This window comes from Amycolatopsis decaplanina DSM 44594 (assembly GCF_000342005.1).
Lineage (GTDB): Bacteria > Actinomycetota > Actinomycetes > Mycobacteriales > Pseudonocardiaceae > Amycolatopsis > Amycolatopsis decaplanina.
Window position 1 is genome coordinate 253930 of the sequence record NZ_AOHO01000026.1, and the last position, 26608, is coordinate 280537.

The 26608-nt window shown below is 69.1% G+C and carries 24 protein-coding genes; 10 read left to right on the forward strand and 14 right to left on the reverse strand.

Annotated features, from left to right (window positions below; genetic code table 11):
* Positions 1-88: 88 nt before the first annotated feature.
* From H074_RS41390 to H074_RS04665, 3 genes are read left to right on the forward strand one after another with little or no spacing between them, the layout of a single operon-like run.
* Positions 89-307: a hypothetical protein gene (locus H074_RS41390; protein WP_007028862.1), complete on the forward strand. Its 219-nt coding sequence runs from the start codon at positions 89-91 to the stop codon at positions 305-307.
* Positions 308-349: 42 nt separating this feature from the next.
* The gene (locus H074_RS41975) at positions 350-940 is read left to right on the forward strand and encodes a hypothetical protein (RefSeq protein ID WP_007028863.1); all 591 of its coding nucleotides are present in this window, start codon (positions 350-352) and stop codon (positions 938-940) included.
* A 51-nt stretch (positions 941-991) separates the two neighbouring features.
* Positions 992-2149, forward strand: coding sequence for a cystathionine gamma-synthase (locus H074_RS04665; RefSeq protein ID WP_007028864.1), 1158 nt, complete (start codon positions 992-994; stop codon positions 2147-2149).
* 131 nt (positions 2150-2280) lie between these two features.
* On the opposite strand, the gene H074_RS04670 is transcribed toward H074_RS04665, so the two are convergent.
* The 8 genes from H074_RS04670 to hppD all read right to left on the reverse strand — a co-directional run bounded on the left by H074_RS04670 (position 2281) and on the right by hppD (position 11585).
* Entirely contained in the window at positions 2281-2559 is a 279-nt protein-coding gene (locus H074_RS04670) for a hypothetical protein (protein WP_007028865.1), read from the reverse strand.
* Between the two features lie 120 nt (positions 2560-2679).
* Positions 2680-3546, reverse strand: a complete 867-nt coding sequence (locus H074_RS04675; protein ID WP_039921459.1) for a hypothetical protein — start codon at positions 3544-3546, stop codon at positions 2680-2682.
* A 20-nt stretch (positions 3547-3566) separates the two neighbouring features.
* Positions 3567-4010, reverse strand: coding sequence for a hypothetical protein (locus tag H074_RS04680; protein WP_007028867.1), 444 nt, complete (start codon positions 4008-4010; stop codon positions 3567-3569).
* Positions 4010-4456 (reverse strand): hypothetical protein, encoded by a 447-nt coding sequence (locus H074_RS04685; protein ID WP_007028868.1) that lies wholly within the window; start codon positions 4454-4456, stop codon positions 4010-4012. Before H074_RS04685 ends, H074_RS04680 begins: the two co-directional genes overlap by 1 nt.
* A complete protein-coding gene (locus H074_RS40650; RefSeq protein WP_007028869.1) occupies positions 4440-9239 on the reverse strand; it encodes a WXG100 family type VII secretion target in 4800 nt (1599 codons plus the stop codon). The genes H074_RS04685 and H074_RS40650 overlap by 17 nt, the downstream gene beginning before the upstream one ends.
* Complete coding sequence (locus tag H074_RS04695) at positions 9239-9553, reverse strand: type VII secretion target (protein ID WP_007028870.1); 315 nt, start codon at positions 9551-9553, stop codon at positions 9239-9241. The genes H074_RS40650 and H074_RS04695 overlap by 1 nt, the downstream gene beginning before the upstream one ends.
* A 32-nt stretch (positions 9554-9585) precedes the next feature.
* Complete coding sequence (locus tag H074_RS04700) at positions 9586-10131, reverse strand: YbaB/EbfC family nucleoid-associated protein (RefSeq protein ID WP_007028871.1); 546 nt, start codon at positions 10129-10131, stop codon at positions 9586-9588.
* Positions 10132-10385: 254 nt separating this feature from the next.
* Positions 10386-11585: a 4-hydroxyphenylpyruvate dioxygenase gene (gene hppD / locus H074_RS04705; protein ID WP_039921558.1), complete on the reverse strand. Its 1200-nt coding sequence runs from the start codon at positions 11583-11585 to the stop codon at positions 10386-10388.
* 122 nt (positions 11586-11707) lie between these two features.
* Between hppD and H074_RS04710 the strand changes: the two genes are divergently transcribed.
* Positions 11708-12181: an Lrp/AsnC family transcriptional regulator gene (locus H074_RS04710; RefSeq protein WP_007028873.1), complete on the forward strand. Its 474-nt coding sequence runs from the start codon at positions 11708-11710 to the stop codon at positions 12179-12181.
* A 51-nt stretch (positions 12182-12232) separates the two neighbouring features.
* On the opposite strand, the gene H074_RS04715 is transcribed toward H074_RS04710, so the two are convergent.
* From H074_RS04715 to H074_RS04725, 3 genes are all read right to left on the reverse strand, one after another.
* On the reverse strand, positions 12233-13036 hold the full coding sequence (locus H074_RS04715; protein WP_007028874.1) for an MBL fold metallo-hydrolase: 804 nt from the start codon (positions 13034-13036) through the stop codon (positions 12233-12235).
* Between the two features lie 250 nt (positions 13037-13286).
* Positions 13287-13787, reverse strand: coding sequence for a transcription elongation factor GreA (gene greA / locus H074_RS04720; protein WP_039921462.1), 501 nt, complete (start codon positions 13785-13787; stop codon positions 13287-13289).
* Between the two features lie 200 nt (positions 13788-13987).
* Positions 13988-14443, reverse strand: coding sequence for a DUF4307 domain-containing protein (locus H074_RS04725; RefSeq protein ID WP_007028876.1), 456 nt, complete (start codon positions 14441-14443; stop codon positions 13988-13990).
* A 145-nt stretch (positions 14444-14588) separates the two neighbouring features.
* Between H074_RS04725 and mca the strand changes: the two genes are divergently transcribed.
* Positions 14589-15488, forward strand: coding sequence for a mycothiol conjugate amidase Mca (gene mca, locus H074_RS04730; protein ID WP_007028877.1), 900 nt, complete (start codon positions 14589-14591; stop codon positions 15486-15488).
* Positions 15489-15815, forward strand: a complete 327-nt coding sequence (locus H074_RS04735) for a hypothetical protein (RefSeq protein WP_007028878.1) — start codon at positions 15489-15491, stop codon at positions 15813-15815. It begins immediately after the preceding gene.
* A gap of 57 nt (positions 15816-15872) precedes the next feature.
* Here the strand turns inward: H074_RS04735 and H074_RS04740 are convergent, their stop codons facing one another.
* Complete coding sequence (locus H074_RS04740) at positions 15873-18365, reverse strand: polynucleotide kinase-phosphatase (protein WP_007028879.1); 2493 nt, start codon at positions 18363-18365, stop codon at positions 15873-15875.
* On the reverse strand, positions 18362-19729 hold the full coding sequence (locus H074_RS04745) for a 3' terminal RNA ribose 2'-O-methyltransferase Hen1 (RefSeq protein ID WP_007028880.1): 1368 nt from the start codon (positions 19727-19729) through the stop codon (positions 18362-18364). The genes H074_RS04740 and H074_RS04745 overlap by 4 nt, the downstream gene beginning before the upstream one ends.
* A gap of 63 nt (positions 19730-19792) precedes the next feature.
* On the opposite strand from H074_RS04745, the gene H074_RS04750 reads away from it, so the two are divergent.
* The 4 genes from H074_RS04750 to H074_RS04765 all read left to right on the forward strand — a co-directional run bounded on the left by H074_RS04750 (position 19793) and on the right by H074_RS04765 (position 25894).
* Complete coding sequence (locus tag H074_RS04750; RefSeq protein ID WP_039921465.1) at positions 19793-21799, forward strand: thioredoxin domain-containing protein; 2007 nt, start codon at positions 19793-19795, stop codon at positions 21797-21799.
* A 151-nt stretch (positions 21800-21950) separates the two neighbouring features.
* Positions 21951-22511 carry a hypothetical protein gene (locus H074_RS04755; protein WP_007028882.1) on the forward strand — a complete coding sequence of 187 codons (561 nt, stop codon included), beginning with the start codon at positions 21951-21953 and terminating at the stop codon, positions 22509-22511.
* A gap of 69 nt (positions 22512-22580) precedes the next feature.
* Positions 22581-23942 carry a glycoside hydrolase family 28 protein gene (locus H074_RS04760; protein WP_007028883.1) on the forward strand — a complete coding sequence of 454 codons (1362 nt, stop codon included), beginning with the start codon at positions 22581-22583 and terminating at the stop codon, positions 23940-23942.
* A gap of 65 nt (positions 23943-24007) precedes the next feature.
* A complete protein-coding gene (locus tag H074_RS04765) occupies positions 24008-25894 on the forward strand; it encodes an acyl-CoA dehydrogenase family protein (RefSeq protein ID WP_007028884.1) in 1887 nt (628 codons plus the stop codon).
* Here H074_RS04765 and H074_RS04770 read toward each other — a convergent pair.
* Positions 25851-26597, reverse strand: coding sequence for a potassium channel family protein (locus H074_RS04770; protein ID WP_007028885.1), 747 nt, complete (start codon positions 26595-26597; stop codon positions 25851-25853). The genes H074_RS04765 and H074_RS04770 overlap by 44 nt on opposite strands.
* Between the last annotated feature and the right edge of the window lie 11 nt (positions 26598-26608).

Sequence of the window (26608 nt, forward strand, 5' to 3'; positions counted from 1 at the left end):
CCCTCCTCGCCTTCCTGTGCGGTGTCCTGTTACTACTGCGCAAGCCCTCGGCCGCACCCTCGTCGCCGCAGGGGCGGCGCTCGCGCTGGTGGCCACGCTCCTCGCGAACGGTGCGGTTCGCGCCTACTTCTTCGCCGAAGTGGACGGGGAGGCACTGGTGATGGGTGACGAGGTCGCGTTCGTCCTGTTCGTGATGACCCTCTCCGCTCTGGTGCTGTCGGTGCTCAGGCCGACCTCTGACTGGCTGGAGGGAAAGCGGAGTGACGACGAAGAGCCGTCGAAGCACGATCGGCTTCCCGGCTGGTAGCCGGGGCGGCGGGATGAAACAAGGATTTCGGCAAGGGGAGAAATGACTTTCCAGCAGTACCCACCGCAGGGCGGATACCCGGCACCCGGTGCCCATCCGCCGCCGGGAACGGCGCGGCGACCGAGCGGTGCGACCGGGATCATCGCCGGGATCCTCGCGATCCTCGGCGGGCTCTGGTTCCTCGCCGGAGCCGCGTCCCACGTCATCGAACTCTCCCATTACGTCATTTCGTTCCTCGTGATCGGCGCGGCGCTGGACCTGGTCAGCGCCGCCTTGCTTTTGAGCGGTGGGATCCTGCTGCTCCTGCGCAAGCGCGCCGGACGAGTGCTCACCGTGATCGGAGCCGCGTCCGCGATCGGTTTCGTGGCACTGACCTTCCTGCTCCGGGCGATCGGCTCGCATTTCTACTTCTCGTACGGCGGGGTGAACCTGTATTTCGGTTTCGGCTTCGGCTGGCTCCTCTTCGTGGTCCTGATCCCGGCGATCGCGACCCTCGTGCTGGCGCTGGTCCCGCCGACGGCGCGCTGGCTGGCGGCCAAGCCCCCGGCCGCGGGCGGCGTGCAGCCGCCGAACTTCGGATATCCGCCCGCTCCCGGTGCCCAGCAGCAGGGACAGCCACCCGCCCAGTGGTGAGTTCAATCCCAGACGATGGGAGCTCGAGTGGGTGGCCGTACCCTTGACGGTATGGCCGACGATTACTCTCTGCTGGGCTTCGAGACGCGCGCGATCCACGCCGGGCAGACCCCTGATCCCCGGACCGGCGCGGTCATCGTGCCGATCTATCAGACCTCGACTTACGCGCAGGACGGCGTCGGCGGCACGCGCGAAGGCGACTATGAGTACTCCCGCACCGCGAACCCCACGCGCACCGCGCTGGAGGTCGCGCTCGCGGCGCTCGAAGGCGCACGGCACGGTCTGGCGTACGCGTCGGGGATGGCGGCCAGCGACGTCCTGCTGCGGGCGACCTTGCGGCCCGGAGACCACCTCGTGCTCGGCAATGACGCGTACGGCGGCACGTTCCGGCTGATCGACAAGGTGCTCAGCCTGTGGGGCGTCGAGCACACGGTCGCCGATCTGGGCAACATCGCCGAGGTCCGCGCGGCGATCCGGCCGGAGACGAAGCTGATCTGGTGCGAGTCACCGACGAACCCGATGCTGGGGATCGCCGACATCGCCGCGCTGGCCGAGGTCGCGCACGCCGCCGGCGCCCGCTTGGTCGTCGACAACACCTTCGCCACCCCGTACCTGCAGAACCCGCTCTCGCTGGGCGCCGACGTCGTCCTGCACTCGACGACCAAGTACCTCGGCGGGCACTCCGACGTCGTCGGCGGCGCGATCCTGACGAACGAGGACGAGCTGCGCGAGCAGCTGTTCTTCCTGCGCAACGCCGCGGGCGCGGTGCCCGGCCCGTTCGACGCGTGGCTGACCTTGCGCGGGATCAAGACGCTCGCGCTGCGGATGGAGCGGCACAGCGACAACGCCGAACTGATCGCCCGGATGCTGCTGAAGCACCCGAAGGTCGAGCGCGTCTACTACCCGGGCCTGCCGGAGCACCCCGGCCACGAGGTCGCTTCGAAGCAGATGCGGCGCTTCGGCGGGATGATCTCGTTCACCCACGTCGACGGTGAGCAGGCCGCGCTCGACGTCGCGTCGAAGACGAAACTGTTCGTCCTCGCCGAGTCGCTGGGCGGGATCGAATCGCTCATCGAGCACCCGGGCCGGATGACCCACGCGAGCACCGCCGGGTCCACCCTGGAGGTGCCGGACAACCTGCTGCGCCTGTCCGTCGGCATCGAGGACGGCAGCGACCTGATCGACGATCTGGCCAAGGCCCTGGGCTGACCGCCGCCGAGCCCAGGGAGTGAGCAAGGGACCTTTGCTGTCGTCAGCGTAGCCACGCCAACTAAGTGGAAGCAAAGGTCCCTTGCTCTGTTCGCGCTGGTAAGCGCGGTGTGGTGGGAGGAAGCGCCCGGTTACGGGCGGAAGTTGCTGGGTGTGACGCCGCTCTTCGCGTCCGCCTCGTGGGAAGTCCCCTGCGGCGCGGCGGGCAGCTCGGAGCCGTCGACGCAGCCGCCGACGAGTTCGATGTGGTTGTCGTGCCGGATGTACTGGCCCGGGTCCACGCAAGCGGCGCGGTCGACCGTGTAGACGGCGGCTCCGGTCAGCAGCGCGGCCGAGGTGAGGGCCAGCACGACCGGGAGCATCCCGGCGGAACGGGTCGCCCGGACCCTGCCGATGTTCCCCCGTGCCATGCGCGCTCCCTGGTCGCCTTCGCCGCCGCCATCAAGAGTACCCGGACCGTGAACCTGTCACGTGACGTATCCGCCAGGTGACATGATCCGGCCATCCGATCCGCCGTGAATCGCCGGATCCTAAGTGGACGGTTGACCGGTGATGGCGGTGACCGCCAGTTCCCGTTCGGGCTCGCCGACCTCGGGCAAGGTGAACCGTAAAGCCCGGATGTGACCGAGAAGCTCGGGATCGGGCGCCACGTCGTGCTCACGCAGGTAGTAGGCGACCGCGCCCGGCCAGTACCACCGGCCGTCGGTGCGGAAGTTCAACGGCACCAACGGTTCCCTGTCGGGGTCGAAGGCGTCGGCGTCGTAGGTCCGCGACGCCAGTACGACCGGAGCGCCGTCGAGGTACTCGAGTACGCGATCCCGCTCGGCTGGGGACAGCGGCTCACGGTTCACCACCGGACGCCCGGACTCGTCGAGACCGTCGTGGACACGCGGTGAGCGCAGCGCCTCCGGGGTCTCGGCGAGAGGAGTGGCCACCGACGGCTCGGCCGACGGCGTGGCATCGAGCCCGGCTCGCTGTCGCAGCCACTGCGGGATGCTCTGCTCGGCGCGTGGGAAGAAGCGCAGTTCGTCCTGGAAGCCGATCTGCGGCGGCGCCTGCCGCCACGGCGGCTCCACGTCCGCGAGGAAGTCCGTACTGAGCACGGTCGCCGAACCATAGATCAGGATCGCGCTCAGCCAGGTCCCGCGACCAGGCTGGTACATCCCCGCCCGCAGGTTGCCGAGCAGCTGCACGGCTTCCGGGCTCGGCTGCACCGGGCGCGGCAGACCGTCCTGACCGGTGACGAGCAGGTCGACCTCGACATGCCTGCCCGCCGCCCGGTACTCGACGCGCATCTGCTGCCAGCCGGGTGGCAGCGGCGTCGCGAGGGCATGGCCGATCTGCCAGACGAGCTGCTGTTGCTGCTGCTGGTTCAACGGCTGCTGTGGTCGGCTCATGTCCCCTCACTCACCGATGGTCAGTCCGCCTGGCCGGCGGCACGTCGCTGAAGCCACTCCGCGCGCTCACCGGTCCGCGGGTAGCGCTCCAGCTCCTGTGCGAAGAATTGGGCGGGCGGGACGTGATCCCAGACGGGCTCGTTGTCCCAGTTGTACTGGGCCGAGTACCCGCCCGGGTGCACGAGGTGATAGCGGATCGAGCTCCAGGCGCCTTCGCCCGGCTTCGCCATGCTGTCGCGCAGTTCGACGAAGAAGTCCGCGACTCCTTCCGGCGGCGTCCACTGGGTTCCGGTGCCCATCACGGTCAGGACCTGCGCCGAGATCTCGTAGTAGTCGCCGACGGAACGGAAGATGATGAACAGCTGCTCCCAGTCCGCGGGTACGGAGTGCACCATCCAGGTGGTGAAGTCCTTGAACAGCTCGTTGGCCTGTGCCGCGCTCGTCGGCACAACGGGCATCGGCATCAGTTCTGCTCCTTCTCTTCCGCCGCCGCGAGTTTCGCGTTGAGCCAAGCCGGGATGTGGTCGGGATCCCTGGGGAACATCTTCAGGTCTTCGACGTAGTGTTCCGGCTCCATGGGCGGAGTGAGGGTCGGTTCGTAGTCGTTGTTGTAGTTGAAGAAGATCGCTCCCGGCGGATTCATCGAGATCCGCGCGGAGAACCAGGTGCCGCGACCGGGCTGGTACAGCAGCGTGCGCAGCTTCGCGAGGATGACGTTGAGTTCGGCGGGCGGCGCGATCTCCGGGCGGGAGCCGTCGTCCATGATCACCGTCAGGCCGAGATCCTGTGCGGGCACGGTCATCGCGCTGACCAGGTCGATGCGCCGCCAGCCTTCTTCGGGGACGAGGTCCAGCAGCGCGATGCCGAGCTGCTGGATCAGGTCCTCGTGACTCTCACCCCCGGAAGTCATCGGGCCAGAGTGGGTTGTTGTGGTCATTGGGGAAACTCCTGACGATTACCGAGATCCGGCCTTCGGTGTCTCGACCGTAGGCCCGGTATTGACGGGTGTGCGCGTCGTCGATACCGGAATCCCGAAGTTCGAAGATGTCTTCGTTCTCCAACCTACCCGCGAGGCCGGTGTCGTCCCTATCCCGCTCCATCCGGTACCAGCTGTCGTCGGGGTCGTAGGTCTCCTCGAGCTCCTTGGCGCCCGCGTTGCTGTTGTCCACACGGCCTTGCGGGCCTTGGTTGATCGCCTCACCGGAGCCGCCGACGGACGTGCCGCGGTGGTGGCCGCCGTCGTCGATGTTCTTCCCGGAGGCGTCTTTGCCACCCATACCGCCGACTTGGCTCTGAGCCGAGCCGTCTCGCCGGATGTTGCTGGCGCCGCCCGGATCCGGAGGAGCCGAAGTCACGACGGTGTTGCCCCGCGCGTCCGTCCGGTGGATCTCACCGGGCGACTTCCTGCCCAGCGGGTTGCCGTCGGCGTCGTGCATTTCCAGGCCGTGGTCTACCCGGACCACCGCGTTCGGCGGCGGGTTGTTCATGTCCGCGTTGAACGGCTGCCCGGTGTGCATGTGGGTGATCTTGCCGTCCGGCCCGGTCTGGAACGAGCCGTAGGGCAAGCCGTCCTTGTCCACCAGGTGGATCCGGGTGTTGGGCGGCAGGTTTTCGCGGCCCGCGATCGGGTCCTTGTGCGCGAGCTTGTCGCTGATCGCCTTCTGCTGGGCGTCGGACATCGAGCTCGGGTCACCGTCGGTGAACCCTCGTGGTTGCTTGTTCTGGTGGGCGACCGCGTCCTCGCTCTTGGGCGGAACCTGGTGCGAGTAGGTGACTTCGCGCTCGGGCGCGGGCCACGAGTCCTGGACGTTCTTGGCGTTCCTGGTTCCGTAGTGACCGTCCTGGGTGATCTTCGCGCCGTCCGGGGCGGCCCCGACCTCCGGGTTGGTCCTGGCCCGCTGGCCACTGGTGGTGTCGACGTGGCTGATGTGCCCGGTCCCGTCGGTCTGGAACTCGCCGCGTGGGTGCCCGAACTCGTCGGTCACCCGGTTCACGGTGTTCCGCCCCAGCGTCGGCTCGCCGTCCGCGTCGAGCTTGGGGTTCCCGAACTCGTCCGTGTGCTGGCGGTTGAAGGCCTCGTCCTGCTTGACCGCGTTCGGGTGGTCGCGCGGAGTTCCCGTCGGCTCGGGCGCGTCATAGGTCTGGCCGTGTTCCGGCCGCCCGTCGGGTCCGACGCGGTACTCCTGGTGGAGCGGGCCGCGGTCGACCCGGTAGTTGCTGTCGGGAAGTGGATTCTTCAGCTCCGGGTTGTTCGCTCCCTCGTGGGTGTCGACCCACTTGACCTTGCGGTGCTCGTCGGTTTGGAAGCTGCCGCGCGGGTTCCCGTCGGCGTCCGTGACGTGGTAGCGGGTGTTCGCCTCCAGATCGGTCCGGTGGCTGAACGGCTTGTCCGCGCGCGGCGCCCGCGGGTCGTCCGCCTCGATCCGCACCTCGTCACGGGGCTTCGGCGGGGATTCGATGTCGCCGACCCTGGTGATGTCCCGGGTGCCTTGCGGGGTCTTCACGTCAGTGTGCGTCACCGTGCGGACGTTGCCGTCCGCGTCGGTCGGGAAGGTGTCGTGCCGGTGGCCGACCTGCACGCGGTAGTCGGTGTTCGGCGCCGGGCGCATGATCTCCGGGTTACCGGGACCGTTCAGCTTGTTCGGCGCGACGGCGTCGACGTGCGTCACGTTGCGGTTCGCGTCGGTGTAGACCCGGCTGCGCACGTTGCCGTCCGCGTCGGTGATGTCGTACCGCGTCTCCGGGTCGAGCTTGCGCGGAGGCGTCGTCGGATCGAAGAAGGACTGATCGTCGCGTAGCTGGACGGGGCGGGCGGGCGGCGTGAAGTCGGGCTCCTCCCAGCGTCCTTCGATCTGATGCTGGGGGTTGAGATCGTCGCCCTGGCCGCGGTCGCGGGCGCTGTCGGCGTCCACGTCCTGCTTGTCCGCGTGCGAGGTGTCCGGGGTGAAGCCGTCGTCGCTCGCCCGGCGTGCGGTGCCGTCGGGGCTGTGGACGTCCCATTCGCCGTTCGGCGGGATCTTGGGCCGGGGGCGGCCGTCGGGACCGATCTCGTAGTCGGACGAGAAGACACGCCCGTTCGAGTCGGTCCAGGCCGGCTTGCTCGGCGCCATCACCTCGGTGTCGAGTTCCCGCGACAGACGGCGCGCGAAGTCGTTCGAGCCTGCGTCGCAGCCGATCAGCCGGATCGGGCGGCCGTCGTAATCCCCGTTGCGGCGCAGGATGTCCGCGAACTCTTCCGGGGTGTAGGTGCGGTTGCCGATGCGGGCGTGGCCGTCCGGCGTGACGTGCACGTCGACGGTGTAGCGGCCGTCCGGATCCGGTTGGACCCGGTGCGGCAGGTCGCCCATGTCCGCGTCGCCGCGGTGGTACGAGCTACCCGCGGGCGTGCCCTCGGAATGCCGCTGGTTGACCTCGTCCGGCGTCAGCGGACGATCGGGTTCGCCGTCGGGGCCGCGGTCGTGCGGTGAGCCGTCGGGGTGGCCGTTCGGGTCCTGGCGCGGGCCATGCCCGTCGGGGCCGTGACCGTCCGGCGAATGCGGCGGACCGGAGTGGCCACCGGGTCCGCGGCCGCCCGGCCCGGTGTTGCCGGGACCGGTGCCGCCGGGCCGGTTGCCGGGGCCGTGCGTGCCCGGCGAACCGGGGGTGCCGGTGTGCGGCTGGGTGCCGGGTCCGAAGTCGTTGCCGCGGGCCACCGGCTGCGGCTGATGCGGCTGGTTCGGCCTGCCGCCGGGACCGGTCTGGCCGGGACCGCGGCTGGGGCCGGTGTGGGTGTCGGGCGTGCGCGGGGCGTGCGTGTCCGGGGTGCGCGGTGAACCGGGCGTGCCCGTCCAGCCACCACCCTGCGGCCTGCCGCCGGGCGAACTTGGGGTGCCGCCGGGAGTGCCACCCGGAGCGCCTTGGGGCGGCATGCCGCCGGCGATCGGCTGCCCCTGCGGCGGGACACCGTGCGAACCGTCGCCGCCGGTACCGCCGCGCTGTGAAGGCACGTGTGACGGGCCGGCGTCGCCGAGACGCGGTGCCGTGGGCGCGGTACCGCTGGTCGTCGTGCCGCTGTCGGTCGGCCGGGTGGGGCTGCCGCCGTCGTTGCCGCCGTGGTGGCCGGGCGACGGGTCGGAACGAGGTGTGGGCGAACCGCCGCCGTCACCGCCGTGCGTCCGGGGCGAGCCACCGCCGTCACCGGTGTGGCTGGGTGAGCCGCCGGTGTCGGCGCGGGTGTGCGGTGTGGGGGAGCCACTGTCGGGTGTGTGGCTCGGGGAGCCACCACTGTCCGTCCGCGTGTGCGGTGTGGGAGAGCCGTTGTCGGCACGAGTGTGCGGGGCGGGGGAGCCGCCGTCGGGTGTGTGGCTGGGCGAACCACCGGTGTTCGCGTGGTTCGGGGTGGCGGAATCGCCGGGAGAGCCACCGTCGGACCGGGTGTGCGGAGTCGGCGTGTCGGAGCGGGCGGTGCTGGGGGAACCGCCATCGCCGCCCGGCGTGCCGCCGGAGTTTCCGTCCGAAGTGGACGGTCCGTCGCCGCCGGCGCGGTCGGGAGAACCGCCGTCGGACCGGGACGAGCCGCCACCGTCCCTTGTGGAAGGTGAGCCGCCACCGTCGCCGCGGGTGGTGCTCGACGGGCTGTCGCCGCCGGAATCACCGGAGCCGCCGGAATCACCGGAGCCGCCGGAGTCGCCCGAACCGCCCGAGTCGCCATCGGAGCCATTCGAACCGTTGGAGCCGTCGCCCGAACCGTGGGAGCCGTCACCGGAGCCGCTGCCGGAACCGTCGCCGTCCGGACCATCACCGGAGCCCGAGCCGCCACCGCCGGACCCACCGGATCCGCCGCCGCTGCCGCCGCGCTGGATGAAGCCGCCCGGCTTGATGTTCCTGGTGTTGATCACGTCCAGGCCGGTGACCTTGCCCGCGATCTTGCCGAAGATCTTGATGATCTTCTCGAAGACGTCGGCCAGCTTGCCCAGTAGCGGCGAGACCCGCCGCATCGCGTCGCAGAGGTCCTTGAGCTTGTCGGCGATCTTCGCGGCCCACTCGGCGATCGCGGTGACGGCCTGCGCGACCACCACGGGCGTGCCGAAGCCGAGGGAGAACACCGTCTCCATGACCCATGCGATGAGCTTGCCGACCGCGTCCGCGATCAGCTGGCGGATGAACTCGCGGACGAACGCGACGATCTCGCCGAAGATCATCACGACGGTGCTGATCGCGCCCGCGACCGTGGCCGCGCCGCTGATCGCCTCGGCCTGTTCCGCGGCCTGCTTGCGGTACTGGTCGGCCGCGTCGCCCGTCCAGCCCGACGTGCCGTTCTTGACCGCGTTCGAGAACTCGACCTGGGTGTCTTCCAGCTTCTTGGCTACGTTGCCCCAGGTCTCGGAATACGACTGGATGACCGGCGGATCACCGGCGACCGCGTCCAGCATGTCCTTCAGCGGCTGCATGTGCTCCATCAGGAACGACGCCACCGACGACATCAGGTAGCCGAACGGGTCGATCGCGGCGCTGGCGATCTCGCCCGCGAGGCTCAGCACGCCGAGCCCGCCGCCGATCCAGTCACCGTTCGAGATGCCGTTGAAGGCGTCCATGGCCGACTCGGCGACACCGATGCCCGCCGCGTAGCCGTACTCGCTGTTCCCGGCCGTCAGTGGTCCCGGGCCGTCGCCATCGGTCGGTGCGTTCGCGACGAGCGGGTTCCCCTCGGGCATCAGTCAGGCACCTGCACGTTCTTGAATTCGGCGGCGAAGTTCTCGTCCTGTGCCTGGTAGGCGTTCGACGCGGACCGCACGTTGTTGGCCACCGCCGTCGCGGCCTCGACGGCCTTGTTCAGCGCGTTGATGCCGAACTCCTCCACCGGGTCGAGCATCATCCGGAACGGCTGGCAGATGATGCCGTACGCGTCGGTCGGCATGCTCACCTGCTGCGCGGCGTCGACCGCCGTGCGCAGGCCGTCGGCGATGCCGTCGATCTGCTTGGCGTGCGCGTCGAGGTCCGCACCGAGCTCGTAACCCTTGCCTGCCATGGTTTCTCCCCTCTACCAGGCCGGATGAACGTCTACGAAAGGATGCTGCCGCCGAAGTCGTCGTCATCGTCGTCCTGCGTGCGGCGGCGGCGCGGGATCGGCTTCGGCTGCGGCGGATTCGCCTGCGCGGGCGGCGGCGGAGGCTCTTCTTCCTCCGGGCCGAAGCGGTGGTGCCGCTCGGGCTCCGGCGGTGCCGGGTCCTCCTCCGGAGGAGCTTCCGGGAAGGTGCTCTGCGCTTCCGCGATCACCCGGTTCGCCGTCTCGTCGGTCGTGCCGACCGTCTCGGCCATCGCCGCCTGCAGCAGTTCCGGGATCCGCGACTGCGCGAGCTGGACGAGGCGCATGACCTGCGACGAGACCTCCGCCATCCGCTTGCCGCTCGCGGCTTCGGAGATGACGAGATTCGTGAGCAGGCCCTTCGAATCGACCGTGACCTCGATGGTGTTGTCCTTCGACCGCTCGGTCACGGTCTGGCCCTGCATGCGGGCGGCCATCGCCTGATAGCGCGCGGCGGTCTCCTGGATCTGCTTCGTCCAGTTGTCCACCATTCGTTCGCTGGCGTCGACGTTGTCCGGCATCGGGACCCTTCCACAAGCTGCATGCTGGCGTCTTCACACTGACGGCCCGAAGACGCCACCGGTTCCGGCGTTCTCGAAGTTTTCGTCGAACAGCCTAGTGCTCATCCGGTGTACCACTCCGGGACGACAAAGCCGGCCCCGTCACGCAGCGAAAGGGCCCCTCACCGCACGAAGTGCGATGAAGAGCCCTTTCACGCCCTGCGAACTGCCGGGGTCAGAGATTGCCTCGGCGCTGCGCCGATGGCGCCTCGCCGTCAGAGATTGCCTCGGCGCTCCTGCTCACGCTCGATGGCCTCGAACAGGGCCTTGAAGTTGCCCTTGCCGAAGCCGAGCGAACCGTGCCGCTCGATGAGCTCGTAGAACACCGTCGGGCGGTCGCCGATCGGCTTGGTGAAGATCTGCAGCAGATAACCGTCCTCGTCGCGGTCGACCAGGATGCGGTGCTCCTTGAGCTTCTCGATCGGCACCCGGACCTCGCCGATCCGCGCACGCAGCTCCGGGTCGTCGTAGTAGGAGTCCGGGGTGTCGAGGAACTCGACGCCCGCGGCGCGCATCGCCGTCACCGTCGCGACGATGTCGTTGGTGGCCAGCGCGATGTGCTGGCAGCCTGCGCCGCCGTAGAACTCGAGGTACTCGTCGATCTGCGACTTCTTCTTCGCGATCGCCGGCTCGTTGAGCGGGAACTTGACGCGGTGGTTGCCGTTGGAGACCACCTTGCTCATCAATGCCGAGTACTCGGTCGCGATGTCGTCGCCGACGAACTCCGCCATGTTCACGAAGCCCATGACACGGTGATACCAGTCGACCCAGTAGTCCATCTTGCCGAGTTCGACGTTGCCGACGCAGTGGTCGACGGCCTGGAACAGCCGCTTCGGCGCGCCTTCGGGGCGGACGACGCTGCTCTCGCGCGGCTCGTAGCCGGGCAGGTAGACACCGGTGTACCTCGACCGGTCGATCAGCGTGTGGCGGGTCTCGCCGTAGGTCGCGATCGCGGCGATGCGCACGGTGCCGTGCTCGTCGGAGACGTCGTGCGGCTCCTCGAGAACGGTGGCGCCCTGCGAGCGGGCGTGGTCGATGCACCGGTCGACGTCGGCGACCTCGAGCGCGAGGTCGATGACGCCGTCGCCGTGGCGACGGTGGTGGTCGAGCAGCGGGGAGTCGGGCTTGACGCCGCCGGTGATCACGAAGCGGGCCGAGCCCGACTTCAGCACGAACGACTTGCGCTCGAAGTTCCCGGTCTCGGGGCCGGAGTACGCGACGAGCCGCATGCCGAACGCGACCTGGTAGAACCACGCGGTCTGCGTGGCGTTGCCCGCGATGAACACCACCGCGTCCATCGACTTCACCGGGAAGGGGTCGGTCGAAGAGTCGTGATCGACGAGGCCGACGAGCTGACGCAGCTGGTCGTAGCTCACGTCGTCAAGAGCACCCTGGGGTTCCACTGTGTGCGTCATGCCGTGAAGCATCCGAGCGCGTGGCAAAATGCGCAATGGTCAAAGATTTCACTGCGCACTATGACCAGTCGAGGAGTGGGTGTCGCAGTCAAAGTGGACAACCTGTGTAGGAGGTAGGCCCGATGGCGGAAGCGCTCGACGCGCTGGACGCACGGCTGCTGCTGTTGCTCACCGACTCGCCCCGGCTCGGCGTGCTCGAATGCGCCCGCCGTCTCGGCGTCGCACGGGGCACCGTGCAGGCGAGGCTGGACCGGCTGACCGAACGCGGGATCCTCGGCGGGTTCCCGCCAGAACTCGACCTCGCGGCGATGGGGTACGGCCTCACCGCGTTCGCCGTCCTGGAGATCGCGCAGGGCCGCCGGGCCGAGGTCGCCCAGGCACTGTCCGCGATCGACGAGGTGTGCGAGGTCCACGCGACGACCGGTCAGGGCGATCTCTTCGTGCGGATGGTGGCGCGCAGCAACGACGACCTGCAGCGCGTGGTGGACGAGGTGGTCGGCGCGCCGTACGTGCGGCGGACGTCGACGTCGATCGCGTTGTCGACACCGGTTCCGCCGCGCGTGCGGCCGCTGCTGGAACGGCTGGCGCGAAGCTGACCTCGTGAGTGGTTAGGACGGTTAGAACCGTCCTAACCACTCACGAGGCGGCTAGCCCACCTGGCCGAGGTAGCGCTTCGCCGACCGCTGGACGGCCTCGTGCCCGTCGGTGCGGATGATCGCGTCCCACCAGGCGCCGTAGATCGCCTCGAACTCGTACGGTTCGAGCATCTCGGCGGCGCGGCGGACGACCTCCGGACGTTCCGGGATCAGGTTCGGGTAGCTGTACATCATGCCGACGAAGCGACGGTCCGGGATGACCTGCAGGATGTCGCCCGAGAGCACCGCCCCGCGGCCGTTCTCCCCGCCCGGCCAGTGCAGCACGGTCCCGCCGGCGAAATGCACGCCGAGGTTGATCAGCCGCAGGTCGGGGGCGACGTCGAGGGTCGCGCCGCTCCACAGCTTGATCGCCGGATCCGGCCTGCCGATCCACTGCCGGTCGCCCTCGTGCAGGTAGACGGGTACGTCGAAGGCGTGCGCCCATTCGACCATGGTGGTGTAGTAGTGCGGGTGGCTGATCGCGATGCCGGTGATCCCGCCGAGTTCGCGGACCTGGGCGACGAGGTCATCGTCGATGAAGCCCGCGCAGTCCCACAGGAAGTTGCCGGATTCGGCCTTGACCAGCAGTGCGCGCTCGCCGATGGCGAAGTTGGGAGTGGAGCCGACCCCGATGAGGCCGGGCCCCTGCTCCTCGACGCGAGCCTGGTACGTCCCGCTCGCGCGGACGGTGTTCAGATCGGTCCACCGCTGTCCGGCCTGGGGGACGTACTGACGTTCGTCCAAGCAGATCGGGCAGTCGGACCGGGGTTCCGCGTACTGCATGCCGCAGGCGACGCAGATGGGTAGCTCGCTCATAGTTCCCTCCAGAATTCTCCGGAGGTCACGCTAACGGCTCATATGCGCGCCCGGCCATGTCGGGCCGGGCGCGCAGTGTCGATTGTGGCGCGCTGACGGAAACTCGCCGAAGAGGCGCCGGTTCGCAGTCAACTCGCGCTGCGTGCGGAGGGCGCCTCTTCATCGAGTTTCCGCGGCCTTCGGCCGCGAAGCGGCGCGCGCCTGGTGAAGTCTCCGTCGGGCGCTGGGCGCCCTTGGGGAGACCAGCCGCTCACTTGCCGGTGTACGGCACGGCCTTGACGAGCGTCACCTTCTGGATGCTGCCGTTGGGCAGCTCGTACTCGCGGGTCTCGCCCTCTTTGGCGCCGAGCAGCGCCTTGCCGAGCGGCGACTCCGGCGAGTAGACGTCCAGGTCGCCCTCGGTGCCCTCTTCACGGGTCGCCAAGAGGAAGTTCTCGTTTTCGTCGTCACCGTCGTAACGGACGGTGAGGACCTTGCCCGGTCCGGCGCTGCCGTCGTTGGCGGGCGGCTCGCCCACCTTGGCCGAGCGGAGGAGCTCCTGGAGGTGGCGGATGCGGGCCTCGTGCTGGCCCTGCTCTTCGCGGGCGGCGTGGTAGCCGCCGTTCTCCTTGAGGTCGCCCTCTTCCCGGCTGTCGTTGATCTTCGCAGCGATGACCGGGCGGAGCTCGATGTAGTGGTCGAGTTCCTGCTTGAGCCTGTCGTAGGCATCCTGGGTCAGCCAGGTCACCTTTGTGTCGCTCACGGTCACCATCTCCTAGTAGGGCCTGCCAGGCTTGGATGTACAAGCCGGCCACCAGAACCGGCGTGGCGCGTCGGTCTGGCTGAGATAAAGGAAAAACACGGCCCGTCTTGGGCCGTGCCGGTAGATCAGAGTAACACGGCGCGAGGTATCGCCGCCGGTGGAATTCGGTCGCGCCTCGGCGTTTGGCGCCTGTTTCACCCCGTTGGCCGCTATGGCCTTGACAGGTACCGTGGTACGTCGTATGAGCATCCGAAGATATCAGCCGTGACCGGCTTTCCGATGCTCTTGATGGTGGTCGTCACCCTGCTGTTCTTCGAACCAGGTTGAATCAGGACCTCTTTGCGTCCGCTCTCCGCCCCGGCCTTGTCGCGGACCCGGACGACGCACACACCCGGACGGTTCACGTCGTCCCTGGTCACGTTGATGGTGATCTCCATCGCGTCGCCAGGCTTCTCGTCGAACGAGACGCGTTCGCCCTCGATGGGCGCGCTGCCGAAGTTCGTGTACGCGACGTAGGCGATACCGCCGCTGACCAGCAGCGCGACCACGCCGAACACCAGCCGTCGCCAGCGGGCGGGCTTCGCGGCACGGGTCTTGCCGTACCGGCCCTCGGGCACGTCCGTCCGGGCGCTTTCCGCGGTGGGAGCGTCCTGTCCCGTGCTCAACCCGGGCCTCCCGGTAGGTGTCGTCGTGCTCGCAGGGACAATGGGGTCGTATGCGAGTGGTTCCCCTCGAGTATCCCCGCCCGGCCGGGCGGGCCGTCAGGCAGGGTCGCAGGGGAATAGGGAACGAGAAGGGGACGTTCGGAGCATGGTGCCAGCCAATGAACCGCCGAAGTCACGCCTCCGCCTGATGGCGGTGCACGCGCATCCCGACGACGAGTCGAGCAAGGGTGCCGCCACCATGGCCAAGTACGCCGCCGAAGGGCACGAGGTCATGGTCGTGACCTGTACCGGTGGCGAAGCGGGCAGTGTGCTGAACCCGGCCATGGACCGTCCCGAAGTACTGGCCAACATGACCGAGATCCGCCGGGAGGAGATGGCCCGCGCGGCCAAGATCCTCGGCGTGAGCCACACGTGGCTCGGGTTCATCGACTCGGGACTGCCCGAGGGCGACCCGCTGCCCCCGGTCCCGGAGGGCTCGTTCGCGGTCATCCCGCTCGAAGAGTCCACCGGTGCCCTGGTGAAGGTCATCCGCGAGTTCCGCCCGCACGTGATCGTCACCTACGACGAGAACGGCGGGTACCCGCACCCCGACCACATCCGCACGCACGAGATCTCGGTCGCGGCCTTCGACGCCGCCGGCGAGGCGGAGCGCTACCCGGACGCGGGCGAGCCGTGGCAGCCGATGAAGCTGTACTACGTGCACGGGTTCTCGCGCGCCAGGATGACCGTGTTCCACGAGGGCCTGCTCGCGCGCGGCCTGGAGTCGCCGTACGAGGAATGGCTCAAGTCGTGGGACCCGGACAAGGCCGACGTCATGGAGCGGGTGACCACCCGCGTCGAATGCGGCGAGTACTTCGAACAGCGTGACGAGGCCCTCAAGGCGCACGCCACCCAGATCGACCCGAACAGCCGCTGGTTCGCCGTCCCGCGCGACCTGCAGCGCGAGGTCTGGCCGACCGAGGAGTACGAGCTGGTCCGCTCACTGGTGGACAGCACCCTGCCGGAGGATGATCTGTTCGCCGGCTTGAAGGAGAAGGTGGGCTAAATGAGTTTCGGTGTGCCGGCGTTCGCCGTTGTTCCAGTGACGGTGTCGTCGCAGTTCCTGGCCCAGCAGCCTGGCAACGGCGACAACGGCGGCCAGGGTGAGGACTTCGGCAAGTCGTCGCCGGTGGGTTTCCTGATCCTGATCCTGTTCCTGATCGCCGTCGCGCTGCTGGTGCGGTCGATGACCAAGCACCTGAAGCGGCTGCCGGAGACCTTCGACGAGCCTGTTGCGGAGGCCCCTGCCGAGGAGGCTCCGGAGGCTTCCGAGAAGGCCGTCGCCAAGGAGCCCGCCGCGAAGGCGGAGAAACCGGCCGCCAAGTCCGACTGACTCTCGTGAGTGGTAAGGACGGTTAGAACCGTCCTTACCACTCACGAGCGAAGCGGGTCAGAGGCGCGGGTCGACCGGTTCCGACTCCAGCGCCAGGACGGCGAACACGCACTCGTGCACCCGCCACAGCGGTTCCCCGCGCGCCAGCCGCTCCAGCGCCTCCAACCCCAGCGCGTACTCCCGCAGCGCCAGCGCCCGTTTCCGGTTCAGCCCGCGTTTGCGGAGCCGCGCGAGGTTCTCCGGCAGTGTGTAGTCCGGCCCGTAGATGATCCGCAGGTACTCCCGCCCGCGCACCTTCACCCCCGGCTGCACCAGCCCACGCGCGCCCCGCGTCAGGTTGGCCGCCGGTTTGACGACCATGCCCTCGCCGCCCTCGCCGGTCAGGTCCAGCCACCATTCGACGCCGCGCGCCACCGACGCCGGGTCCGTGGTGTCGACGGCGAGTGTCCGCGTGCGCGTGAACAGGTCGCCGGCGAGCCGGTCCAGCAACGACAAGTGCCACTCGTGCGGCCGGTCGTGGTACGCGTGTCCCTCCGAAGCCAGGATCTGGAACGGCGCCAGCCGGACGCCGTCGAGGCCGTCGGTCGGCCAGCAGTAACGCCGGTACGCCTGCCGATAAGCATCCACAGTGGACTCGCGAACCCGTGTCCGTGCCAGCAGCTCCGACACGTCCACCCCGCGAGCGGCGGCCGCGTCCAGAGAGGCGACGGCGGCGGGCAGCACGGACTGGGCCGCCGCACCCACGGCCGCGTACTGGCCCGAGATCAGCGACCCCGCTTTCGCGCTCCACGGCAGCAGTTCCGTGTCGAGCAGCAGCCAGCCGGTGTCCAGTTCCTCGAACAGCTCCGACGCCGCTTCCCGCACGCGGGCGAGCAGCCGCGCGTTCTGTTCCGGGGTGAAGAACGGCCGCCCGGTGCGGGTGTAGACCGCGCCGGGACCGTGGATCCCGAACCGCGCGGGAGCCACGTCGTCGTCACGGCATACGAGCACGACGGCACGCGAGCCCATGTGCTTCTCTTCGCAGACGACGTGATCGACCCCCGCCGCGCGGAACTCGGCGAAGGCCTCCTCGGGACGTTCGAGGTAGTCGTCCGTGGCGGACGTCGAACACGGCGCCATGGTCGGGGGCAGGTACGGCAGCGTGCGCGGGTCGACGGCGAACCGGCTCATCACCTCGAGTGCCGCCGCCGACTGCTCGGCGGAGACCCCGACCCGGCCGTGATGCCGGGTTTCGACGATCCGCTTCCCGGTGACGTCGCCCAGTTCCAGCACCGCGGGTTCGCGTCCGCCCAGCGGCCGCGCCGGTTCGAGCGGGCGCGAGGGCTCGTACCAGACCTTCTTCGCCTTCACCGAGACGACTTCCCGTTCCGGGTAACGCAAAGCGGTCAGCCTGCCGCCGAAGACACAGCCCGTGTCGAGACACATGGTCCCGTTGACCCATTCCGGCTCCAGCGTCGGCGTGTGTCCATAGAGGACCATCGCGGTGCCGCGGTAGTCGCGCGCCCACGGCAGCCGCACCGGCAGGCCGTACTCGTCGGTCTCTCCTGTGGTGTCGCCGTAGAGCGCGGTGCTGCGCACCCGGCCGGACGCGCGCCCGTGGAACTTCTCGGGCAGGCCCGCGTGCGCGACGACGAGCTTGCCGCCATCCAGGACGTAGTGCGCTATGAGTCCTTCGCAGAAGGCGTGCGCTTTCGCGCGGAAGTCCTCGTCCTGCGTGGAAAGCTGTTCGAGTGACTCCGTGAGGCCGTGCGTCGTCCTGACCTTGCGCCCGTTCAGCGCGCGGACCAGTTTCTGTTCGTGGTTCCCGCAGACGACCAGCGCGCTGCCCGCCTCGGCCATCGCCATCACGCGGCGCAGCACACCAGGCGTGTCGGGTCCTCGGTCGACGAGGTCGCCGACGAACACCGCGGTCCGTCCCTCCGGGTGCACGCCGTCGACGTAACCCAGTTCGGTGAGCAGTTCGTCCAGTTCCTCGCGGCAGCCGTGGACGTCGCCGATGACGTCGAACGGTCCGGTCAGCTCCCGGCGGTCGTTGCGCAGCGGCTCGACGACGATCTCCGCTTCGGCGACCTCGGCTTCGCTTCGCAACACGTGCACGCGACGGAAACCCTCGCGCTCAAGCGACTTCAGCGAGCGGTGCAGTTCCCCCCGCTGACGGCGGACGACGTGCTCGCCGAAGTCGCGATCCGGCCGGGACTCGTTGCGCTCGTGGCAGACCTTCACCGGCAGGTCCAGCACGATCGCGGTCGGCAGGACGTCGTACTCCTTCGCCAGTTTCAGCAGGCTCGCCCGGGAGGCGCGTTGGACGTTCGTCGCGTCGATCACCGTGATCCGGCCCGCTTCGAGCCGCTTCGCCGCGACGTAGTGGAGCACGTCGAAAGCGGCAGCCGAGGCGCTCTGGTCGTTCTCGTCGTCGGCCACCAGACCGCGGAAGTAGTCGCTGGACAGCACCTGCGTCGGCGCGAAATGCGTCCGCGCGAAGGTCGACTTGCCGGAGCCGGAGGCCCCGACGAGCACGACGAGGGACATGTCGGGAATGGTCAGTTTCATGCCACGGCCTCCTTTCGAGACGTGAAGACCGCCATTTGGGTCGGCGGTCCTGATTCCTGGGACTCCTGTCCCACCGGCAGGTGGCGGACGTCGTAGCCACGCCGTGCCGCGACCCCCTCGGCCCAGGAGCGGAACTGCTCGCGTGTCCATTCGAAACGGTGGTCGGCATGCCGGAACCGGCCTTCTTCGAGGAATGCGAAGTGCCGGTTGTACTCGGCGTTCGGCGTCGTGACGAGCACGGTCCGCGGCGCGGCGACGCCGAACACGGCGTGCTCCAGTGCGGGCAGGCGCTCCTCGTCGACGTGCTCGATCACCTCCATCAGCACGGCCGCGTCGTACCCGGCCAGCGACGGGTCCGCGTAGGTCAGCGCGGACTGTCGCAGCGTGACGCGCGATTTGTCCTTGAGTCGCTTGTCGGCGATGTCCAGCGCGCTCGTGGACACGTCGACGCCGACGATCTCGGTGAACGACGGCTCCTTCTGGAGCACTCGCAGCAGCGCGCCACCACCGCAGCCGAGGTCCAGCACGCGTCGCGCGCCTGCCGCCCGGAGCGCCGCGAGCACGCTCCCGTGCCGCTGGAGCGCCAACGGCTCGGGCCGGTCCGGCAGTTCGGTGACGCGCGCTTCGGCCTCGGCCGGCACGTCGTCCGCTTCCGCCAGGCGCGCGAGCGCGTACGAGACGATCGGGCGGCGTCGTTCGAGGTAGCGATCGGTGATCAGGTCCCGTTCCGGATGGCCGGCGAGCCAGCCTTCGCCGACGCGTAGAAGCTTGTCGGCCTCGTCCTGGCCGATCCAGTAGTGCTTGTCGCCGTCGAGAGCGGGCAACAGGACGTACAGGTGCCGCAACGCGTCGACGACGCGCTGGGTCCCGCTCAGCCGGAGATCGACGTAGCGGGAATCGCCCCATTGCGGAAATTCCGGATCCAGCGGGATCGTCTTCGCTTCGACCTGCCAGCCCAGGGGCTCGAACAGCTTGTGGACGACCTCGGCGCCGCCACGCGCGGTCAGCGACGGGACGTGGATCTCCAGCGGGAAGGGCTCGTCGACCAGCTCCGGCCGGTTCGCGCACCGGCCCGCCAGCGCCGTGGTGAAGACCGCCCGCAGCGCCACCGCCAGATACGAGCCACCGGCGTACGGCCGGTCGTTGACGTACTGGGTGAGCGACGTGCCGCCGCCGCGCACGAGGTCGACCGGGTCGATCTCGACCAGAAGCGCGACAGTGCAGCGTTCTTCGGCCGCCTCGGGGTAGAAGACGTGCGCGGTCCCGGCAGAGAGCGTGAACGACTGCGCCTTCTCCGGATGCTTGTGCAGGAGAAAGCCCAGGTCGGTGGCGGGTTCGCGGGTGGTCGTCATGGTCAGGAGCACCGGATGAGTGTCGCGCAGAAGGCCGTTCCGCGCGCCCGCTTTTCCGCATGCGACCCTGGTGGCATGTCGAACCGCCTGAAGGCCGCGACCAGTCCGTACCTGCTGCAGCACGCCGGGAACCCGGTGGACTGGTGGCCTTGGGGTGAAGAAGCGCTGGCCGAGGCGAAACGGCGGAACGTGCCGATCCTGCTTTCGGTCGGCTACGCGGCTTGTCACTGGTGCCATGTCATGGCGCACGAGTCCTTCGAGGACGAAGCCACCGCGACGCTGATGAACGCGAACTTCGTCAACATCAAGGTGGACCGCGAGGAGCGCCCGGACATCGACTCGGTGTACATGGCGGCCACGCAGGCGATGACCGGTCAGGGCGGCTGGCCGATGACGTGTTTCCTGACCCCGGAGGGCGAGCCGTTCCATTGCGGCACTTACTATCCGCCGTCGCCGCGGCCGGGTATGCCGTCGTTCTCGCAGCTGCTCGTCGCGGTCGCCGAGGCCTGGGACGAGCGTCCCGGCGAATTGCGTTCCGGTGCCCGGCAGATCATCGCCCACCTCACCGAGAAGAGCGGACCGCTGCCGGAGTCCGTTGTGGACGGTGCGGTGCTGGAATCCGCGGTCGCTTCGCTGCGCAAGGAGTACGACGCCGAGAACGGTGGCTTCGGGGGAGCGCCGAAGTTCCCGCCGACGATGGCGTTGAACTTCCTGCTCCGTCACCACGAGCGCACCGGCTCCGGCCTCTCCATGGTCGAGCACACGGCCGAGGCCATGGCACTGGGCGGGCTGAACGACCAGCTCGCCGGTGGTTTCGCGCGCTACTCGGTCGACGCGCGCTGGGAAGTACCGCACTTCGAGAAGATGTTGTACGACAACGGTTTGCTCCTGCGCTTCTATGCGCGGTTCCACGGTGTGACCGGATACGAGTACGCGCGGCGAACGGTCGAGGAGACCGCTGAGTTCCTGCTGCGCGACCTCGGAACGGCCGAAGGCGGTTTCGCCGCGTCGCTCGACGCGGACACCGATGGCGTCGAAGGGCTCACCTACGTCTGGACTCCCGCGCAACTCGCCGAAGTCCTCGGCGAGGAGGACGGCGCCTGGGCGGCCGAGCTGTTCCAGGTGGCCGAACCGGGGAACTTCGAGCACGGCGCGTCGACCCTGCGGCTGCGCGAGCCGCACCCCGAGGACGCGGAGCGCTACGAGCGGGTCCGTCGCGCGCTGCTGGCCGCGCGCGGCCAACGTCCCCAGCCCGCCCGCGACGACAAGGTGATCGCGGCGTGGAACGGGCTCGCGATCGGCGCGTTCGCCAACGCAGGCTCGCGCCTGGGTCGTCCACAGTGGATCGACGCGGCGACGCGTGCCGCGGCTTTCCTGATGGACAAACATTTCGTGGACGGACGGTTGCGCCGGACTTCACGCGACGGCGTCGTCGGTACGACGGCCGGGGTGCTGGAGGACTACGCGTGCCTCGCCGAGGGGCTGCTCGAACTCCATCAGTCGACCGGGGAGCCGCGGTGGCTCGCCGACGCGATCACCTTGCTGGATCTCGCCTTGGCCCATTTCGGCGTCCCGGACTCGCCGGGCGCCTACTACGACACGGCCGACGACGCGGAAGTCCTGGTGCAGCGGCCTTCCGACCCGACCGACAACGCGAGTCCGTCCGGGGCATCGGCACTGGCGAACGCGTTGCTGACCGCGTCCGTGCTGGCCGGGCACGACCAGGTGGGCCGCTACCGCGAGGCGGCCGAGCAGGCGCTGGCGCGCGCGGGACGGCTCGCCGCCCACGCGCCCCGGTTCGCCGGGCACTGGCTCACGGTCGCCGAAGCCGCCGCTGCCGGTCCGGTGCAGGTGGCCGTCGTGGGACCGGATGCCGCTTCGCGCGCGGATCTCCTGGCCGCGGCCGTCGCGTCGTCGCCGGACGGCGCCGTCGTCGTGAGCGGGACTCCCGACGCCGACGGCGTGCCGCTGCTCGCCGATCGCCCGCTGGTCGAAGGTGCCGCCGCCGCGTACGTGTGCCGCGGGTACGTGTGCGAGCGGCCTGTCGCCACCGCGGAGGAACTGCGCTCTCAGCTCGGCTGAAAACGCGTCCACGCAGGTCATGGCGTTGCCTCAGGTTTCGCCGGGGGAGAACACGCGTGAATGTCGGCCGTTGCGCGCGTAGCGTAGGTAGCGTTGTAATCATGTAATCGCGGAGGCGAGCATGCAAACCTACTTCAGGACGGCGAGGCACATGGGACGCGGTGGCTGGAAGGGCAGGGGCGGCTGGCAGCAGGCGGACATCCCGTCGGCGGACGACGCGGCCGCGTGGTTCGGCGGGCGGCTCCCCGAGGGCTGGTTCGCCGGAGACCCCGAGGTCACGGTGGATCGCGAAGAGATCGTCATCGTCGGCGAACTCCAGCCGCTCACCGGTGAATACGCCGACGACGCAGCACGCGCGGCGGCCGAGGACGGCCGGATCAGCCGGTTCCGCGAGGAGACCCGCGACGAGCGGATCGAGATCGCGCGCCAGGCCGAGCACCGGTATCAGCGCAAGGTCGCCTGGGGCGCGAGCCTCGGCGGTACGAGGCACCTGTTCACCACGCATTCGGCGCCGGTCATGACCAGGCTGCGGCAACCGGAACGCCTGGTCCTCGACACCCTCGTCGACGCCGGCGTCGCGCGGTCGCGGTCGGAGGCACTGGCCTGGGCGGTCCGGCTGGTCGGGGAGCACGCGGACGCCTGGCTCGCCGAACTCCGGGAGGCGATGACCAAGGTCGACGATCTCCGCTCACAGGGACCGGACCTTTCCTGAGGCCGGGGTCCGCCCTTAGAGTCGGGATTCCGCCGTCTTCACCGAAGTCCTCTTGCGAAAGAAGGCGTCATGGACGGCAGATTCTCCCGGCGTTGGCTGATCAAGGGCGGTCTCGTGGTGGCCGCGAGTCCCCTCCTCGCGCCCACCGCCTCGGCGGCCCCGGTCCCCGTTCTTCCCTGGCCCGCGGCCAACGACATCGTCGCGCGGACGAAACTCCCGGTCTTCCCGGACCGGACGTTCTCGATCCTCGACTTCGGCGCGAGGGGCGACGGGAAGACCGACAACACCGCCGCGATCAGGAAGGCGATCGAGACGGCCAACGCGCGCGGCGGCGGACACGTCGTCGTGCCGAGAGGCACCTTCGTCACCGGTGCGGTGTACCTCAAGAGCGACGTGGACCTGCATCTCGCGGCGGGCGCCGTCCTCGCTTTCGATTCCGACGCCTCGAAGTTCCCGAACGTGCTCACGCGCTACGAGGGCATCGAGTGTGTCAACCGGTCGCCGATGATCTACGCGTACAAGGAATCCAATATCGCGGTGACCGGCCAGGGCACGCTCGACGCGGCGGGCACCGCGTCCTGGAACAAGGGCAAGGACCGCGAATACCTGGAATCGCTGGTGGCCAAGGGAATCCCGCCGGAGCGGCGGATCGTTCCCGGCTCCGGGCACACCATGCGGTCCACGTTCGTCGAGCCGTACTCGTGCGACACCGTGCTCATCCAGGGGATCACGCTGAAGAACCCGATGTTCTGGCAGCTGCATCCCACGCTGTGCCGGAACGTCACGATCGACGGCGTCCGCACGGACGCGAGCACCGCGCACTCCAACACCGACGCCTGCGATCCCGAGTCCTGCGACCACGTCGTGATCGTGAACTCCCATCTCGGCGCGCACGACGACAACATCGCGCTCAAATCGGGCCGGGACGCCGACGGGCGCAGGGTCGGCGTGCCGTGCCGGAACATCGTCGTCGCGAACTGCGTGATGGACGGCAACTGGGGAGCGATCACCTGCGGCAGCGAGCAGACCGGCGGCATCCGTGACGTCTACGCGTACAAGCTCACCGTCACCGGCGAGACGAAGTACGGGCTGTACGTCAAGTCGAACACCTTGCGCGGCGGGTTCACCGAGAACGTCAACCTCGACAGCGTCTCCGGCACGTTCGGCCGCTCGGTCGTGTACGTCCTGCCGGACTACAACGGCCAAACCGGCGAGTACGTCCCCCGGTTCGGGCCGTTCACCCTCGGCAATTCCACCGGCACGAGGTGCGGGCAAGCGGCGTTCGACGTCCGGGGGTTGCCCAACTCACACGTTCGGGGGCTGCGGGTGCGCGATTGCCGCTTCGACGGCGTCGCGAGCACGGAGAACACCCTGAAACACATCGATGACCTGCGGTTCGAGAACACGACGATCAACGGGAAACCGGTCTGATTCGTGCTGCGGCCCTCGATGCGGTGCGGCAGGCTGAACGCAGACCGCACCGCATCGGAGGAATCGTGGACACACCAGGACTTCCCGCGAAGATCGACCCGGACGCGCTGACCACCGTCCTCGATGGACGGTGGGCCGGGCTCCGCCGCGCGGTGCGCGCGCAGATGGCGGCCGAGGACTTCAAGGACCCCGTCGACCTCGACGTCGAAGCGCACCGCGCCCAAGTCCTCGAATGGCTGCGCCTGCTCGCCCGCACCGACCGGCCGGGGCTCGGCTTCGACCCGGCGTACGGCGGTGGCGGCGACGTCGGCGGCTCGGTGATGTCGTTCGAGATGCTGGGATTCGGCGACCTGTCGCTGATGGTCAAGGCCGGTGTCCAATGGGGCCTGTTCGGCGGCGCCGTGCAACTGCTCGGCACCGAACGCCACCACGAACGCTATCTGCGCAAGATCAAGGACCTGGAGCTCCTGGGCTGCTTCGCGATGACCGAGCACGGCCATGGCTCGGACGTCCAGCACCTGCGCACCACCGCGACCTACGACCCGGCCACGCGCGAATTCGTCGTGCACACTCCGGACCGCGGCGCGATGAAGGAATACATCGGCAACGCCGCCCGTGATGGCGAACTCGCGGTGGTGTTCGCGCAGCTGATCACCGGTGGCGAGTCGCGCGGCGTGCACGCGTTCGTGGTACCGATCCGCGGCGAGAACGTGAGCGGTGTCGAGATCGAGGACTGCGGGCGCAAGGCCGGGCTCAACGGCGTCGACAACGGGCGGCTCACTTTCACCCAGGTGCGGATTCCGCGCGAGGCGCTGCTCAACCGGTTCGGTGACGTCGCCGAGGACGGGACGTACACGAGCCCGATCGAAAGCGACGGCCGCCGGTTCTTCACGATGCTCGGCACCCTCATCCGCGGCCGGGTCAGCGTCGCGGGCAGCGCCGGCAGCGCGACGAAGCGCGCGCTGGCACTGGCCGTCCGCTACGGCGAGCAGCGGCGGCAGTTCGCGCGGCCCGACGGCGAGGAGGTCGTCATCCTCGACTACCGCGCCCACCAGCGGAAACTGCTGCCCGCGCTGGCGACGTCGTACGCCCTGCACTTCGCGCAGGAAGCACTCGTCTCGCAGCTGAACGACATCGCCGAGGACGCGCCGGAGGAAGAGCAGCGAGAGCTGGAATCACGCGCCGCCGGGATCAAAGCCGTCTCGACCTGGCACGCGACGGCGACCATCCAGGCCGCCCGTGAGGCGTGCGGTGGCTCCGGCTATCTCTCGGAGAACTTGCTCGCCGGGCTGAAAGCCGATACCGACGTCTTCACCACCTTCGAGGGTGACAACACCGTCCTGCTGCAGCTGGTCGCGAAGGGCCTGTTGACCAGCTACAAGGACCATTTCGAGGACCTCAGCCCGCTGGCGACCGCGCGATTCGTGGCGGAGCAGCTCGTCGAGGCCGTGATCGAACGGACGTCCGCGCGCAAGGTCGTCGAGCGGCTGACCGAAGCCGACGACAGCGACGTGCTGTACTCGCGCGAGTGGCACCTGAAGCTGTTCGAAGACCGCGAAGAGCACGTACTCGGCGGTGTGGCGCAGCGCCTGCGTAAAGCCGGGTCGGATCCTTTCGGTGTCTTTAACGACGCGCAGGACCACGTCCTGCGCGCCGGACGCGCGCACGTCGACCGGGTGGTGCTGGAAGCGTTCGTCGACGCCATCGAGCGCTGTGCCGACGCGGAGGCCCGTGAGCTGCTGGAGCGGGTCTGCGACCTCTACGCGCTCGCGAACATCGAGGCGGATCGGGGCTGGTTCCTCGAACACGGTCGCCTGACTTCCGGGCGTTCGAAGGCCGTCACCGCCGCGGTGAACGCGCTGTGCGCCGATCTGCGCCCGCACGCGCGGACACTCGTGGACGCCTTCGCTATCCCCGAGCAGTACCTAGCGGCTCCGATGCTGCGGGACTGACCCCGGCACGCTGCTCGGCGAGCTCGGCCCGCAACGCCTTGACCTCGCGGGTCAGCTCGTCGAGATGCTCGCGGGTCACGGCCTGCGCGTTCTCGTCGGCCTCGGTCACCCGGCGGATCAGCCACGACGCGAGCGTCGCGGTGACCACACCGAGCAGGGCGATCCCGGCCACCATCAGCCCGACCGCGACGACGCGGCCGGTGCCGCTGACCGGATAGCGGTCGCCGTAGCCCACCGTGGTGATCGTCGTGATCGACCACCACACCGCGTCCGGGAAGTCGGTGATCGGCGCGTCCGGCGCGGCGCGTTCGGCGTCGAGCACGGCCAGCGCCGAACAGAACACGATGAGCACCGTCGCGCCCACCGTGTAGACCACGACGCGGCCGCGCAGCGACAGGCCGGCGTTGCGGTTGAGGACGTTGAGCACCGTGACCAGCCGGAGCAGCCGTAGCTGCCGGATCAGCGGGAGCACGATGATCAGCAGGTCGAACAGGTTGTTCTTCAGGAAGTCCCGCTTGTCCTCGGCGTGCTTGAGGCGGACGCCGTAGTCCAGCGCGAAGACGGCCCACGCCAGCCAGGTGACGACCTCACACCAGACCCGCCCGGTGTGCCCGAGCGAGGGCTGGAGGATCGGCCAGGCGTACGCGGCCAGGAACAGTACGGCGGCGGCGTTGAGCGGCCACTCCATCCGCTTTTCCCACATCGGAAGTCTCC

What these genes read in the sequence shown, in the direction of transcription:
- H074_RS41975 (WP_007028863.1), top strand. Translation starts at nt 350, where the DNA reads ATGACTTTCCAGCAGTACCCACCGCAGGGCGGATACCCGGCACCCGGT.
- H074_RS04665 (WP_007028864.1), top strand. Translation starts at nt 992, where the DNA reads ATGGCCGACGATTACTCTCTGCTGGGCTTCGAGACGCGCGCGATCCAC.
- H074_RS04670 (WP_007028865.1), bottom strand. Translation starts at nt 2,559, where the DNA reads ATGGCACGGGGGAACATCGGCAGGGTCCGGGCGACCCGTTCCGCCGGG.
- H074_RS04675 (WP_039921459.1), bottom strand. Translation starts at nt 3,546, where the DNA reads ATGAGCCGACCACAGCAGCCGTTGAACCAGCAGCAGCAACAGCAGCTC.
- H074_RS04680 (WP_007028867.1), bottom strand. Translation starts at nt 4,010, where the DNA reads ATGCCGATGCCCGTTGTGCCGACGAGCGCGGCACAGGCCAACGAGCTG.
- H074_RS04685 (WP_007028868.1), bottom strand. Translation starts at nt 4,456, where the DNA reads ATGACTTCCGGGGGTGAGAGTCACGAGGACCTGATCCAGCAGCTCGGC.
- H074_RS40650 (WP_007028869.1), bottom strand. Translation starts at nt 9,239, where the DNA reads ATGCCCGAGGGGAACCCGCTCGTCGCGAACGCACCGACCGATGGCGAC.
- H074_RS04695 (WP_007028870.1), bottom strand. Translation starts at nt 9,553, where the DNA reads ATGGCAGGCAAGGGTTACGAGCTCGGTGCGGACCTCGACGCGCACGCC.
- H074_RS04700 (WP_007028871.1), bottom strand. Translation starts at nt 10,131, where the DNA reads ATGCCGGACAACGTCGACGCCAGCGAACGAATGGTGGACAACTGGACG.
- hppD (WP_039921558.1), bottom strand. Translation starts at nt 11,585, where the DNA reads ATGACGCACACAGTGGAACCCCAGGGTGCTCTTGACGACGTGAGCTAC.
- H074_RS04710 (WP_007028873.1), top strand. Translation starts at nt 11,708, where the DNA reads ATGGCGGAAGCGCTCGACGCGCTGGACGCACGGCTGCTGCTGTTGCTC.
- H074_RS04715 (WP_007028874.1), bottom strand. Translation starts at nt 13,036, where the DNA reads ATGAGCGAGCTACCCATCTGCGTCGCCTGCGGCATGCAGTACGCGGAA.
- greA (WP_039921462.1), bottom strand. Translation starts at nt 13,787, where the DNA reads ATGGTGACCGTGAGCGACACAAAGGTGACCTGGCTGACCCAGGATGCC.
- mca (WP_007028877.1), top strand. Translation starts at nt 14,589, where the DNA reads ATGGTGCCAGCCAATGAACCGCCGAAGTCACGCCTCCGCCTGATGGCG.
- H074_RS04735 (WP_007028878.1), top strand. Translation starts at nt 15,489, where the DNA reads ATGAGTTTCGGTGTGCCGGCGTTCGCCGTTGTTCCAGTGACGGTGTCG.
- H074_RS04740 (WP_007028879.1), bottom strand. Translation starts at nt 18,365, where the DNA reads ATGAAACTGACCATTCCCGACATGTCCCTCGTCGTGCTCGTCGGGGCC.
- H074_RS04750 (WP_039921465.1), top strand. Translation starts at nt 19,793, where the DNA reads ATGTCGAACCGCCTGAAGGCCGCGACCAGTCCGTACCTGCTGCAGCAC.
- H074_RS04755 (WP_007028882.1), top strand. Translation starts at nt 21,951, where the DNA reads ATGGGACGCGGTGGCTGGAAGGGCAGGGGCGGCTGGCAGCAGGCGGAC.
- H074_RS04760 (WP_007028883.1), top strand. Translation starts at nt 22,581, where the DNA reads ATGGACGGCAGATTCTCCCGGCGTTGGCTGATCAAGGGCGGTCTCGTG.
- H074_RS04770 (WP_007028885.1), bottom strand. Translation starts at nt 26,597, where the DNA reads ATGTGGGAAAAGCGGATGGAGTGGCCGCTCAACGCCGCCGCCGTACTG.